The following is a 13,585-nucleotide window of genomic DNA, read 5'->3' as shown; positions in this document are numbered from 1 at the left end:
GCAACGAGTGGGTGACGGGCGACCTACGAGGCTTCCGCGACGAGAAAGCGAAGACCCTTCAGGCGCCGAGGATTATGCTCTTCACCTCCACGTTCCGTTCGTGTGGTTGGTCATCGCCGTGCCGGTGTCAAGGGCGGATCTGGAGGTCGAGATATCTCGCGCCGATTCCCGCCTGGCCATGATTCGTCCAAGAGAGGCATCCGAAGTCCAACGCCTGGAAACCGAAGGTATGCAGCGTCGGATGCGGGAGCTTCTCAAGGCGCGAACAGGAGGTGCCTGGAGGACACGGGTACTAGCGGCGAGCATTACGGGTGAAGGGAGCCATCGCGCCGCAAATTTGTTCTGCAGCGCACTAGAAGAGCAGGACCTCGGGCATAGCCTGTCGCCTTTGAACGAGGTGTTATCGGTGTCGGAGGGGCTCGCGTGGACGACCGGAAGGGATGCGACGGAAATTGCGCCGGTAATATTGGGTGACCACGATCTGGCGGCGCTGTTGCGGCCTCCTGCGCGCGAACTCCCAGGGATTCAGTTGCGGAGCGTAGCCCGATTCGACCTCACACCAGATGCGAGTGATGGTTTGGCGATCTCACTGGGGCATATCCTGGACGAAGCCCATCGGAGAACGGGTGATTTCCGGATCCCGCTGAGGACTCTCAACCGACATTCCCTAATTTGCGGAGCTACCGGGTCTGGGAAGTCACAAACGACGAGACGTATTCTAGAAGGCCTAACGAAGGAGGGGAATACTCCTTGGCTGGTCATCGAGCCGGCGAAGGCGGAGTATGCAGGTATGGCTGGCAGGCTGGGAGTCGAGCATCAGGTATTGGTGATTCGTCCCGGCGAGTTGGAGGTTCCCCCCGCGGCCCTAAACCCCTTGGAGCCGGAGCCCGGATATCCGCTGCAAAGCCATGTGGACCTGGTACGAGCGCTGTTTTCCGCCTCTTTCGAGGCGCAAGAGCCTTTTCCCCAGGTGCTCTCGCACGCCCTGACGCGGTGTTATCGCGCGGCGGGGTGGAACCTGGTTACGGGCGAAGCCGAGTTGGGGAATGGGCTCCGTGGATCCAAGTCTGAGGCTAGTCCGGTTGGTTCTTGTGCCCCCTACCCTACCCTTGCTGACCTGCAGATCGCAGCCCGCCACATAGTCGAGAATATCGGCTACGGCCCCGAGGTGGCCGCTAATGTCCGCGGGTTTGTCGACGTGCGTATCGGAAGTCTTAGGCAAGGGACTGCGGGGCGTTTCTTTGAAGGTGGTCACCCCCTGTCGATCCCTAAAATAATGTGCCTTAACGTCGTGTTCGAGCTTGATTCGGTGACCGACGATCAGGATAAAGCCTTCATCATGGGCATAATTCTCATTCGGATCGTAGAGTATCTGCGGGTGCGCGGAGCCACCCAAGACTCCCTTTCGCACGTCACTGTGGTGGAGGAGGCGCATCGGCTCTTGAAGCACGCGGAACGTGGAGCCCCGGCGGCGGCTGTGGAATTGTTTTCGGCGCTTCTGGCCGAGATCCGCGCCTACGGCGAAGGCGTCTTGATCGTCGAACAGATACCCTCGAAGGTGTCGCAAGACGTCATTAAGAACAGTGCACTAAAGATCATGCATCGACTGCCGGCGCGAGATGATCGCGATGCGGTGGGCGCAACGATGAATTTGACCACCGAGAACAGCGAGGCGGTGGTGAGTTTGCCAGCGGGGACGGCGGTCGTCGCTATTGACGGCGAGGACCGGCCATTCCTCATAGGTGTCGACGGGGGCATGGGGCGGGAGATGGCGGGGGTGGCGCAGAACTCGCCGCCCTTGGAGAGGGTGCGGAGCACCTTGTGCGGGGAGGCCTGCCGAGCGGACCCTTGCACACTGCGGCAGATGGAGCACGCCAGAGGGCTGGCGACGAAGGCGCCGCTGGTTGTGTGGGCTGAGACCACCACGGCGGCGCTTCTCGCAGGTGAGGGCCTGCCTGAACTGCGGGCTCATGTTCTTCAGGGTTGGCCTGCAGGGGATCGCACTAGCGATTGCGTCCTAGTCTCGCTGTCCGAGCGCGCCGTCGCCGCGCGTTGGTCACTTCTTCGGCGCTGGCTCGATCCGGACGGCTTTCGGCGTGCATTGATGGAAATACTTGGTGATGTTGCGCATGGTCGCGTTGCTGGGAGGAAACACAGAGACTGGATGCGAGCGGGCCCTTATCAATGGTCCGACGTACATCGGGATTTGAAAGATGGCCTTGCCGCGGCGGGGGACTCGGTCGATGCAATCGGTCAGCACGACAGGACGGATGAATGGAGAAGGCGAGGCTTGGTTCTTGATGCTCCAACCCTTGCCGGTCAGCTTGTGCAACTGAAGGGTCACCCCTCTGCATCGGAAGGAACTGAGCGGGTGCTGTTTGGTGACGTGAGATCGAGCGGACTACGAGAGGCTTTGGTAGAACTTTTCGGGGCTGCAAGTAAAGCCACCTTAACTTCCAGTTTGATGTATTGCTACAACATTTCACAAGATGATCGACGTGTCCGAACGCTCGTTGGTGCGTTCGGTGAGGATCTTGAAAAACGCGATCAGGCGTGATTCTCTAGCCGTAGGGGCGCAACAGGAACAGAAGTGCCCTCGCGAAGGAGGATATTCGAGACGCTGCCTAGCCCGGATGTTGCATGGGGGCTTGCTGGTGGGGGCCGGGCCGTCGTTGACGCCTCGGTGGGGCTGATTCTGGCCGGTGGGTATGACAATGTCCCGGGGCGGCGCTTCCGGTGGGCGTCGTCTTCCACGGACGAGGGCTGTGTTGCGGGTTGTCGGGGCGGGGTGGTGGCGTTGCTCAGGGCGGGGCCAGGATCGCGAGGCGGTCCCATCCGGTGGTGAAGAGTCCCGCCCAGGGCGCCGTGACCTTGACGTGGAGCAGGCGTTGCCTACCGGTGTGGGCCAGGGTGGCTGCGATGGTGAAGAGCCGCAGCCGTAGCGTCTTGGGTTCCCAGCGGCGGGCATCGGTGCTGGTGAAGGCCAGCATGCCCATCCACGCGATCAGGTCGTTCGCGAGTTGCACGATCAGGAGCCAGATTCGGTTCTGGGCGAAGCCCTGCAGGGGCAGGTTGGTCAGGCCGGTGTCTTTGGCGATGCGGATCCGGTCTTCGCAGCGGGCCCGGCGCCGGTGGCGTAGTTCCAGGTCGGCCAGTTGCCCACGGGTCGTGTTGGTGACGAAAGCGGTCAGCCGGTACCCCTCGACGTCGGTGAAGCGGAGTTGGGCGCCGGGGTGGGGTCGTTCGCGTCGGACGATGACCCGCATCCCGGCCGGGTACCCCGTGAGGAGACCCTTAGCCGCGAGGAGGTCGGTGAGCTCGACGACGGCCGCGCCGTCCCGGACGTCGCCGTCGGCGTCGAGGGCGACCTGCCAGGCGGTCTCGGGGATCAGCGCGTACAGCTGGGGCGTGCTGGTGGGCAGGGTGTACCCGATGGAGTACGACAGGCCGCGCCGGTCCAGGAAGGTCAGGAACTCCCGGGTGCCACCGGCGCCGTCGGTGCGGATCAAGACTTTCTTGCCGGGCCGGGAGGGGTTGATCCCGGGCACCGCCGCCAGCGCCGTCTTGGTCACGGCGATGTGGTCAGCGGCCGTGTTCGACCCAGCGTTCCCCGCTCGCAGCAGCATGCCGAGCGGTTCGCCGGTGCCCGTCTTGCCGTGGTCGAGGAAGGCGCACAGCGGGTGGAAGCCGTAGCCATGTTTGAACGTGGCGGCGGCGTTCTCCTTCTCGGAGTGGGCCGTGATCAGCGTCGCGTCAAGGTCGATGACCAGCGGATCGGTTGCTGAGGCTGCGTGGTTCGGGGCATGGGTTCCGGCCCGATGCCACACGTGGGCGCGGGCCGCGGTTCGGGCCGCGGCCACGGGGCCTGTCAACTTCTCTGTGTAAGCGGGTCGGGCTTTCAGTAGGTCAGGTAGGGGTTGATGCGTTCGGGGTAGGCCACGGCGAGCTGGGCGAGGGCTTGCTTCCAGTTCGTGGTGACCTGGCCCTCGACGAGCCGGCCTGAGGCCTTGCGCTCGTTCGCGGGCTTGCCGCGTTCCTTGGCTCGTTCGCGGGCGCGGCGGTCCTCGATGTTGCAGATCGCCAGCCACAGCAGCTTGCGGGCGGCGTCGTCGGAGGGAAGTGACCACGGTTCTTGGTCACCTTCCGCAGCTGGTAGTTCAGCGACTCGATCGAGTTCGTCGTGTAGATCACTCGCCGCAGCTCGGGCGGGAACGCCAGGAACGGGGTGAACCGCTCCCAGGCCCCGGTCCAGGTCGCGACCGCGTGGGGGTATCTGCGGCCGAGTTCGCTGGCCTCGAACGCTCCCAGGGCGTCCAGGGCGGCCTCGGCGTTCGCGGCGGTGTAGACCGGCTTCAGGGCCGCGGCGACGGCCTTGCGGTCGCCGTAGGAGACGAACCGCATCGCGGCGCGGATCAGGTGGACCACGCAGGTCTGGACCAGTGAGTTCGGCCAGGTCGCCTCGATCGCCTCGGGGAAGCCCTTGAGGCCGTCGCAGCACACGATCAGCACGTCACGGACCCCGCGGTTGGCGAGCTCGGCGCAGACCCCGGCCCAGAACTTCGCGCCCTCGGTGTTCTCGATCCAGATGCCCAGGACGTGCTTGATCCCGTCCATGTCCACGCCCACGGCGATGTGCGCGGCCTTGTTGCGCACGTGCGCGCCGTCGCGGATCTTGACGATGATCGCGTCGAGGTAGATGACCGGGTAGAACGCCTCCAACGGCCGGTTCTGCCAGGCCATCACCTCATCGGCGATCTCGTCCACGATGTTGCTGATCGTCTCGTGGGACAGCTCGGTGCCGATCGTGGCCGCGAGGTGATGGGCGATCTCCCGGACCGTCATCCCACCCGCATACAAGCTGATGATCATGTCGTCGAGGCCGCCGAGGCGCCGCGCACCCTTGGGTACCAGCATCGGGGTGAACGTCCCCGCCCGGTCCCGAGGCACCTCCAGGGCGACGTCGCCGACCTCGGTCGAGACCGTCTTGGGCGTCGTGCCGTTACGCGAGTTCGGGAAGTGTTTCGCCTCCGGGTCGCCCTTGTCGTATCCCAGGTGATCGGTCAGCTCGGCCCGCAGGCCACGCTCGAGCGCAGCCTTGATCATCGCCGGCAGCATCCCGCCCTCACCGGTCAGCTGCACCTCACCGGAATCGATCCGGGAGAACAACCCGTCCAAGGCGCCAGAAGCCACCAGCTCCTCGGCCATCGCCGCCGTCGCCTCCGCGCCGTTCGTCGATGCCGTCATCTCGTCCATCATGCTCACGCGTACTGCGTCCTCTCGTGTCAGGCCCGAAGACCCTTACACAGAAGAGTTGACACCCCCGGTACCTGTGCTCGGTATCCACGATGTACCGAATCCTGCGTGCTCACCAGCAAGTTCGTGAGCGGCGGGCGGTCGCTTCCCACCCCTCGCGGGTCAAGCCGCAGCTGCTGGCTACCGGCCCCGATCAGGTGTTCAGCTGGGACATCACCAAACTCAAGGGCCCGAGCAAGGGGGTGTACTACAGCGCGTACGTGATGATTGATATCTACTCCCGGAAAATCATTCACGTCGAAGTCCATACCCGTGAGGATAAGGTGTTGGCCCGCGACTTCATCGATGCCGCGATCCGCGCGAACCGCGGCGTCCTGCCTCGATACATTCATTCGGATAATGGCGGCCCGATGACCTCGGGCACCGTCGCGCAGCTCCTGTCGGCGCTGGATATCACCAGGTCGTTGTCGCGACCCAAGGTCAGTAACGACAATCCCTACTCCGAAGCGGCGTTTAAAACCCTCAAGTACTGTCCTGCCTTCCCCGACGACTTCGGGTCGCTGATCGACGCGCAAATATTCATGCGCGATTTCGCCGGCTACTACAACCAGCATCACCGGCATTGCGGGATCGGGCTGTACACCCCTTGTTCCGTCCATGACGGGACCTGGCGCGATCAACGCCGGACCCGTCAAGAGACCCTGGACGCGGCCTGGCGGGCCCGTCCCGACCGTTTCCCGGGCGGCCGCCCCCAGGCACCCAAGGTGCCGACCAAGGCCTGGATCAACCAGCCGCCAGCCAGCATCCAGACCAGTTCCGCTTCCCACACTTCCGAAGCGGCCTAAATGTCCCAAACACCTTGACACGTACCGCCGGGCCCGCTGCGAAGACCGGATCCGCATCGCCAAAGACACCGGCCTGACCAACCTGCCCCTGCAGGGCTTCGCCCAGAACCGAATCTGGCTCCTGATCGTGCAACTCGCGAACGACCTGATCGCGTGGATGGGCATGCTGGCCTTCACCAGCACCGATGCCCGCCGCTGGGAACCCAAGACGCTACGGCTGCGGCTCTTCACCATCGCAGCCACCCTGGCCCACACCGGTAGGCAACGCCTGCTCCACGTCAAGGTCACGGCGCCCTGGGCGGGACTCTTCACCACCGGATGGGACCGCCTCGCGATCCTGGCCCCGCCCTGAGCAACGCCACCACCCCGCCCCGACAACCCGCAACACAGCCCTCGTCCGTGGAAGACGACGCCCACCGGAAGCGCCGCCCCGGGACATTGTCATACCCACCGGCCAGAATCAGCCCCACCGAGGCGTCAACGACGGCCCGGCCCCCACCAGCAAGCCCCCATGCAACATCCGGGTTAAGAGGTCCGGCCAGCTCAGGAACTGTTTGTTCAAGCAACCCAAACCGGAGCCGACCGGACGCCGTCGACCCGTTGTTCGCTCGCCGGAAATCCCGCTGATCGACCTTCGCGATGAAGAACGTCCCCAGCTGCCCTGGCAGGACAAAGGGCAAACGGTGCCGGCGCGGACTATCGCTCGTCGCAGGCGGCGTCATCGTTTGGCTCACGCTGCCAGAGACCCCAAGCCTCGCACGCTGGCGCTCCTCGGGCGCGCCACGGAGCCGGATAGCACGCGCATCGCACGCGAAAGGGCCCCTAACCTGTTGTCGCAGGTCAGAGGCCCTTTTCGGGGCTCCCCCAATTGGACTCGAACCAATAACCCTTCGATTAACAGTCGAATGCTCTGCCAGTTGAGCTATGGGGGATCGACAGCAACGGCGACTCTAGCAAACCCCCCGGCCTGGAACGAAACCGGCCGGGCGAGCCGCGCGCCGTGCGACCCATCGGCACGCGCCCGCCGGACCTGAGCGGCGGGGCAAGGACCGAGCGTGGCTCACAGGCCGGCCTGTTCGCGCAGGTCGGCGAGCAGCGTCTCGACGTACGCGGCGACCTCCGGATCCTTCGCCGCGGAGGCGCGGCGCAGGCTCACCTGCTCGACGAGGGCGCCGGTCGCGAGGTCCTTGCGCAGGGCGACGCGGCCCAGGTCACGCTCCCCCAGCTGAACGGGCAGAGCCAGGACGACGCTTGCCCGGACCCGATCCTGCAGAACGGAGGGCAGGCTCACGCGATCGTCCGCCAGACTCCACATCGCGGGGCGGCCGCCGTCGGCCCACGTCACCGTGATCGTGCGGGTCTTCGGCTCCCAGGCCCCTGCTGCCACGTCCAGCCACGGGCGAGACCAGCGCGCCGCCGCGCTGGCACCCAGCGCCGAGGGCGCGGCGGCCGCCGCCTGCCCGTCGCCGCCGGCGCCAAGACCGGCCGCGCCAGGACTGCCAGCGCCGACGACCGAGGCCGGGACATGATGCAGGCCGTGGAGCGAGGCCACGACGTACGCGCCGGTCGTCGCGTCCCGCGCCCAGGCGAGCATCCGATCGCCCGGGCCCCACGCGACGGCCCGCGCCACCTCGTCCGGCAACTCCGCGCGGGCGCCCCCGGGACGCCGGAACAGACTCATGCGTACCTCTCCCGCAGCTCCGCCAGCTCCCGCTGCCGCTGCGTCAACTCGATCGCCACCGTGCGGGCCCGCTCCGGCTCGCTCGCCTCCAGCCGCCGCAACGCCACCGTCGCGTCCTCGATCGCCCGACGCAACCCCAGTTCGCGCATGCGGAAGACGATCTCGTCGACGTACCGCTGATCCGGCGCCCCCGTCGCCGGGTCGCGACGCGCGTGGATGTCGGCCACCGAGAGCGCCACGATGACGGGGCGCACCTCCTCCGGCGCCGCCGTCGCGACGTGGCTCACCCACGCCGCCGCCGAGTCGGTCAGTGCCCGCTCGCGGCCCAGTCCGACCACGGCCTCGAAGATCGCCCGATGCGTCGGGGAGGCAAACGACGACGCCTCGACGGCGGCCAGGTCACCCTCGGGAACCAGCCGCGGGTACTGCAACAGGATCTGCAGCAGCTGCGCCGCCAGGGCCACGGCGGGGATGCTGAGGTCGGGCGGCGGAAAGGCCGGGTACGGCGCCTCCGGGTCGCCGCCCGCGCCAGCGTCGCCGTCCGCCCAAAAACCAGGGCCACCCTCAGCACCGCCGGCGGACTCCGCGCCGCCGCGAAGCCCCGACGTACGGCCGTCGCTCCCGGCCCGCTCCCCCGCGCCGTCCCGCCGGCGCCGCGCCGCGCGCGCCACCTCCGCCGCCAGCGTCTCGGGGTCGACGCCGATGTGGCCGGCGACGGTGCGGGTGTATTCCAGCCGCAACACGGCGTCGCGGATCTGCGCCAGGACCGGAGCGACGGCCCGCAGCCCCGCCACGCGCCCCTCCGCCGTGGCCAGGTCGTGCCTTGCGAGCAACGTGCGCATGGCGAACTCGAACATCGGGACGGCGTCCTCGATCAGCCCCCGAACCGCCAGATCGCCGCCGCTGAGCCGCAACTCACACGGATCCTGGCCGCCCTCGGCGACCGCCACATAGCTCTGGCTGGCCCAGCGCTGGTCCTCGTCGAACGCCTTCATCGCCGCCTTCTGCCCGGCGGCATCGCCGTCGAAGGTGAAGATCGTCCGGGCCGGCGTCCCGCCTGACTCGTCGCGCATGATCCGGCGCAGCATCTTGATGTGGTCCACCCCGAACGCCGTGCCGCACGTCGCCACCGCCGTCTCCACCCCCGCCAGGTGCGCGGCCATCACGTCGGTGTAGCCCTCCACGACCACGGCCTCCCGGTCCCGCGCGATGGCCTTCTTCGCGAGATCCAGCCCGTAGAGGACCGACGTCTTCTTGTAGATCGGGGTCTCGGCGGTGTTGAGGTATTTGGCTCCGATCCGGTCGTCGTCGTAGAGGCGGCGCGCCCCGAAACCCACCGTGTCCCCAGTGATGTCCCGGATCGGCCACAGCAGGCGGCCGCGGAACCGGTCGTACACACCGCCCCGGCCGCCGCGCCCCACCAGCCCCGCCAGGACCGCCTCCTCGTCGCGGAAACCCTTGCGCCGCAGCTCGGCTGCCAACTCCTCCCCCGTCCGCGGCGCGTAGCCGCACCCGAACCGGGTCGCCGCCGCCGAGTCGAAGGACCGGGCCCGCAAGAAGTCGCGCGCCGCCCGCGCGTCCCGGCTGGACATCAGCTGCGCGGCGTAGAACTCCTCCGCGACGCGGTGCGCCTCGACCAGGCGCGCGCGCCGGCCCGGCGCCTCCTCGCGGGGGCCGCCACCCTCCTCGTAATGCAGCTCCACCCCGAACTTGCCCGCCAACCGCTCCACGGCTTCGACGAACGTCAGGTGGTCGACCTTCTGCACGAAGCTGATGACGTCGCCGCCCTCGCCGCAGCCGAAGCAGTGCCAGGTGCCCACGGCGGGCCGGATGTTGAACGACGGGGTCTTTTCGTCGTGGAAGGGGCACAGGCCCTTCAGGGAGCCGATGCCGGCGGTCCGCAGCGTGACGTGCTCCCGCACGACGTCCTCGATGCTCGCGCGTTCCTTGACGGCGGCGACGTCCTCTTCCCGGATGCGCCCGGCCATCGCCCACCTCCTTGGGAAAACGCGCGCTGATCTGCGCCGATTCTAGGCACGCCCACGACGCCACGCCGCGTGCAGGGCCACGGCGCGCGCATCGGTCAGTGAGGCGACCTGGTCGACGAGGACGCGCCGGCGGCCGGCGTCGTCGCCTGCGCGGGAGAAGTCCGCGGCGAACACGGGGTCCAGGCGGGTCTCGGGACGCCGTTCGTACGCCGTGAGCAGGCCCTCGATCGTCTCCCGCTGGTCCGCCATGACGCGCTGGCGAGCGGGCGCGAGCATCACGAAGTGAACTGCCAGCGCCTTCAGGACGATGCATTCGGCGCGGATGGTGCGCGGGATGACGAGCTCGGCGCCGTACCGAACGTGCGGACCAGGCCCGTACGCCGCCAGCGTCGCCTCCTCCACGCCCGCGACGAAGTGCCCGATGAAGCGGCTCGTCATGTCCTTCAGCGCCGCGAGGGAGCGGCGCGACCCGTCGTACGGCGTGTCGGGGATCGCGCCCCCCTCCCGGACCCGACGGGCGGCCTCGGCGAGCTCGGCCACGGCGAGGTCGGGCGCGTACCAGGATCGCGCCACCTCATACACCGGCCCCATGTCCTGCGGGTGGCGCAGCACGCGCAGGTCGATCAGGCCGCCGGCGACACCGTCCTCCACGTCGTGCACCGAATAGGCCACGTCGTCGGACCAGTCCACCACCTGCGCCTCCAGGCACCGGCGGGGCGAGCCGTCCCCCGCCCTGGGGGCCCCGTCCCGCAGCCACGCGAAGACCGCGCCCTCCTCGGCATACGCACCGAACTTCCTTCCGCCGCTGGGGTGCTCACCCGCGGGCCAGGGGTATTTCGTCGCCGCGTCCAGGCTCGCCCGGGTGAGGTTCAGCCCGGCGGACCGGCCGTCCTCGTGAAACCGCTTGGCCTCCAGCCGGGTGAGCAGCCGCAGCGTCTGCGCGTTGCCCTCGAATCCCCCGATGTCGGCGCACAACTCGTCCAACACCCGCTCGCCGTGGTGCCCGAACGGCGGATGCCCCAGGTCGTGCGCGAGGCAGGCCGTGTCGACCACGTCCGCGGAGCAGCCGAGCGCGGCGCCGAACTCCCGCCCGATCTGCGCCACCTCCAGGGAGTGGGTCAACCGATTGCGGATGAAGTCGTCGGTATCCGGCTGCAGAACTTGGGTCTTCGCGGCCAACCGGCGCAGTGCGGCGGAGTGGACGAGCCGGGCGCGATCGCGCGCGAAGTCGTCGCGGTCGGATCGCTTCTGCGCCGGATCCTCCACGACCCAGCGCGCCCGGTCTCGGGCGTCGTACGGGCTGTCGTACGGGCTCACGAGCGCACTCTAGAACGGGCCACCGACAACGCTCCGTGGCCTCTGGGCGGGCGGGGACGCTGGTGAGGCTGCCGTGTCCGCACGTTGGGCGCGGGCGGTTCGTACGTTGGGCGCTGGCGCCCTGCCGCCCGGCGACGAAGTTTCCCGGCTAGCCGGCGGGCCTCGGCGGCTCTCAGTTGACAGAATTACAGTGCGGGGGTGACCTCCCCGCCGTTGATCTCACCCCTGGAGCTCGCCGCGCTCCTGCGCAGCGGCCCGGGCAGCGCCCCGCTCCTGTTGGACGTGCGCTGGGCGCTGGGTTCGGACACGGGCTTCGACGACTACCTGCAGGGTCACCTGCCCGGCGCCATCTTCGTCGACCTCATGCGCGACCTGTCGGGCGTGCCCGGCGAGGACGGCCGCGGCGGTCGGCATCCCATGCCTCATCCCGACGACTTCGAGCTCGACCTCGCCGAGTGCGGCGTCGACAACGGCCGCCTGGTCACGGTGTACGACGAGGGCAACAGCTACGCCGCCGCGCGCTGCTGGTGGATCCTGCGACACTTCGGCAAGTTCGACGTCGCTGTCCTGGACGGCGGGATCTCCGCGTGGCGAGCCCACCGGCTGCCCATCGAGGCCGGCCTGCGCAACATCGAGGAGGGCGACTTCACGCTCGGCCGCGGCGTCGGTCGCGTCCTCGACGCCCAGGGCGCCGCCTTGTACGCCGCAGAGGGTGTGCTCATCGATTCCCGTCCGGCACAGCGCTACCGGGGCGAGGACACGTCCATCGACGCCGTCGGCGGCCACATCCCCGGCGCCATCAACGTGCCCGCCGCGAGCCTGCTCGCCGCGGACGGGAGCTTCCTGCCGCCGGACGCGCTGCGGCAACGCTTCGTGGACGCCGGCCTGACCAACGGTCGCCCGGTCGCCGTCTACTGCGGTTCCGGGGTGAGCGCCTGCCTGGTCGCGCTGGCCCTGTGCGTCGCCGGCATCGATGAGGCCGCGGCCGTCTACATGGGCTCCTGGTCGGACTGGATCACCGACCCGAGCAGGCCGATCGAGACCGGCGCCGCCCGCGCCGCGGAGGCCGGACTGCGCTGACGGCCCCTGCGTCCGAGGGGTGAGTCGCGCGGCTGGTGGTCCGTAGCCGACCCCACTCGGCCGCGTGTTCGAACTCAACCGCCAGAGGGCCGCCTGGGCGACCTCAACCGCCAGAGACCGACAGCTCCGCCTGGGCCAGCGTTGCCCGGTGCTCCGGCGTCAGGTCTCGGCTGAGCAGCCAGCCGTCGGGGAGGGCCACCGCCCGCGCGGAGCCCGCCCGCCCGCGCTGCCCCTCGGCGTCGGCGCCCGGCCAGGGGGCCGTCTGGTCGAGTTCGGCGACGAGCCGGTCCAGTTCGTCGAGGGACTCGACCAAGGCGAGCCGGTTGCGCAGGTGCTGGCCGGCGGGGAAACCCTTGAGGTACCAGGCCACGTGCTTGCGGATGTCTCGGCAGGCGCGCAGCTCGTCGCCCTCGTGGAAGTCCACCAGGTAGCGCGCGTGGCGACCCAGCGTCCGCCCCACCTCCCCCAGGCTCGGCCGGGCCCGCTCCGGGGAGCCCGCAAACCCGGCGGCCAGGTCCGCGAACAACCACGGCCGGCCGAGGCACCCTCGACCCACCACGACCCCGTCGCAGCCGGTCGCTCGCACCATCGCCAGGGCGTCCTCCGCGGACCAGATGTCGCCGTTGCCCAGCACGGGGATCGACGTCACGGCCTCCTTGAGGCGTGCGATCGCCGACCAGTCGGCCTGCCCGGAGTAGTGCTGCGATGCCGTGCGGGCATGCAGCGCAACGGCGGCCACGCCCTCCGCCTCCGCCAACCGGCCCGCCTCCAGGAACGTCAGGTGCTCGTCGTCGATGCCCAGCCGCATCTTCACCGTGACGGGGATTCCGCCGCGGCTCGCCTCGGCCACAGCGCCGGCCAAGATGTCCCGGAACAGCGTGGTCTTCCACGGCAGCGCCGAGCCGCCGCCCTTGCGCGTCACCTTGGGCACCGGACAGCCGAAGTTGAGGTCGATGTGGTCGGCGCGGTCCTCCGCCACCAACATCCGTACGGCGGCGCGGACGGTCGCCGGGTCGACGCCGTACAGCTGCACCGACCGCGGGGACTCGTCCGGATCGTGGGTGATCATCCGCAGCGACATCGGCGTACGTTCGACGAGCGCACGCGAGGTGATCATCTCGCTGACGTACAGGCAGCCGGCGCCGCCCGCGCCGCCGCCACCATCCCCGCCACCCCCGGCGCCGCGTGCGCCCCGGGCGCCGGCGGCGGCCTCGCGGCAGAGCCGGCGAAACGCCCGGTTGGTGATGCCCGCCATCGGCGCCAGGACGACCGGCGTGTCGATGGTCAGGGCGCCGAGCCGCAGCGGGGCGAGCACGGGCGCTGGCGCTGCCGCTGACACGCACGCTGGGACAGACGCCGCGGAATGGGCCGTCGACCCGCCCTGGTCGGGCATGGCCGCGGAGGATGCCGGTGCGCACGTC

Annotated in this window: 7 protein-coding genes, 1 tRNA gene and 3 pseudogenes; 4 read left to right on the top strand and 7 right to left on the bottom strand. The window is 68.8% G+C overall.

All coding sequences use genetic code 11. The annotated features are described in order from the left end of the window. Positions 1 to 100 precede the first annotated feature (100 nt). Positions 101 to 2,557, top strand: a complete 2,457-nt coding sequence (locus tag IPK37_16505) for an ATP-binding protein (protein QQS00432.1) — start codon at positions 101 to 103, stop codon at positions 2,555 to 2,557. Between the two features lie 244 nt (positions 2,558 to 2,801). Here IPK37_16505 and IPK37_16500 read toward each other — a convergent pair. Further along, positions 2,802 to 3,878: pseudogene (locus IPK37_16500) on the bottom strand (IS1380 family transposase). A gap of 20 nt (positions 3,879 to 3,898) precedes the next feature. Then, positions 3,899 to 5,244 (bottom strand): annotated as a pseudogene (locus IPK37_16495) (IS256 family transposase). Positions 5,245 to 5,345: 101 nt separating this feature from the next. On the opposite strand from IPK37_16495, the gene IPK37_16490 reads away from it, so the two are divergent. After that, on the top strand, positions 5,346 to 6,098 hold the full coding sequence (locus IPK37_16490; protein ID QQS00431.1) for a transposase: 753 nt from the start codon (positions 5,346 to 5,348) through the stop codon (positions 6,096 to 6,098). A gap of 25 nt (positions 6,099 to 6,123) precedes the next feature. Then, positions 6,124 to 6,450, top strand: a pseudogene (locus IPK37_16485) (transposase). 507 nt (positions 6,451 to 6,957) lie between these two features. Here the strand turns inward: IPK37_16485 and IPK37_16480 are convergent. The 4 genes from IPK37_16480 to IPK37_16465 form a co-directional block, all read right to left on the bottom strand. After that, positions 6,958 to 7,030, bottom strand: a tRNA-Asn gene (locus IPK37_16480). A 128-nt stretch (positions 7,031 to 7,158) separates the two neighbouring features. Beyond that, positions 7,159 to 7,779: a hypothetical protein gene (locus tag IPK37_16475; protein QQS00430.1), complete on the bottom strand. Its 621-nt coding sequence runs from the start codon at positions 7,777 to 7,779 to the stop codon at positions 7,159 to 7,161. Continuing rightward, the gene (locus tag IPK37_16470; protein QQS00429.1) at positions 7,776 to 9,767 is read right to left on the bottom strand and encodes a DNA primase; all 1,992 of its coding nucleotides are present in this window, start codon (positions 9,765 to 9,767) and stop codon (positions 7,776 to 7,778) included. The genes IPK37_16475 and IPK37_16470 overlap by 4 nt, the downstream gene beginning before the upstream one ends. 42 nt (positions 9,768 to 9,809) lie before the next feature. Further along, positions 9,810 to 11,084 carry a deoxyguanosinetriphosphate triphosphohydrolase gene (locus IPK37_16465; protein ID QQS00428.1) on the bottom strand — a complete coding sequence of 425 codons (1,275 nt, stop codon included), beginning with the start codon at positions 11,082 to 11,084 and terminating at the stop codon, positions 9,810 to 9,812. Between the two features lie 198 nt (positions 11,085 to 11,282). Here IPK37_16465 and IPK37_16460 point away from each other — a divergent pair, with 198 nt between their 5' ends. Next, complete coding sequence (locus IPK37_16460) at positions 11,283 to 12,164, top strand: sulfurtransferase (protein QQS00427.1); 882 nt, start codon at positions 11,283 to 11,285, stop codon at positions 12,162 to 12,164. Between the two features lie 103 nt (positions 12,165 to 12,267). Here IPK37_16460 and dusB read toward each other — a convergent pair whose 3' ends face one another. Next, positions 12,268 to 13,557, bottom strand: a complete 1,290-nt coding sequence (gene dusB, locus IPK37_16455; protein ID QQS00426.1) for a tRNA dihydrouridine synthase DusB — start codon at positions 13,555 to 13,557, stop codon at positions 12,268 to 12,270. Positions 13,558 to 13,585: the final 28 nt, after the last annotated feature.

Source organism: Austwickia sp. (genome assembly GCA_016699675.1).
In the GTDB taxonomy this organism is placed as follows: Bacteria; Actinomycetota; Actinomycetes; order Actinomycetales; family Dermatophilaceae; genus Austwickia.
The sequence above is the reverse complement of the archived record's forward strand: the minus strand, read 5'-3'. Positions and strand labels throughout refer to the sequence as shown.

Coding starts and splice junctions, on each gene's coding strand:
- IPK37_16470 (QQS00429.1), bottom strand. CDS start 9,767: ATGGCCGGGCGCATCCGGGAAGAGGACGTCGCCGCCGTCAAGGAACGC.
- IPK37_16475 (QQS00430.1), bottom strand. CDS start 7,779: ATGAGTCTGTTCCGGCGTCCCGGGGGCGCCCGCGCGGAGTTGCCGGAC.
- dusB (QQS00426.1), bottom strand. CDS start 13,557: ATGCCCGACCAGGGCGGGTCGACGGCCCATTCCGCGGCGTCTGTCCCA.
- IPK37_16490 (QQS00431.1), top strand. CDS start 5,346: ATGTACCGAATCCTGCGTGCTCACCAGCAAGTTCGTGAGCGGCGGGCG.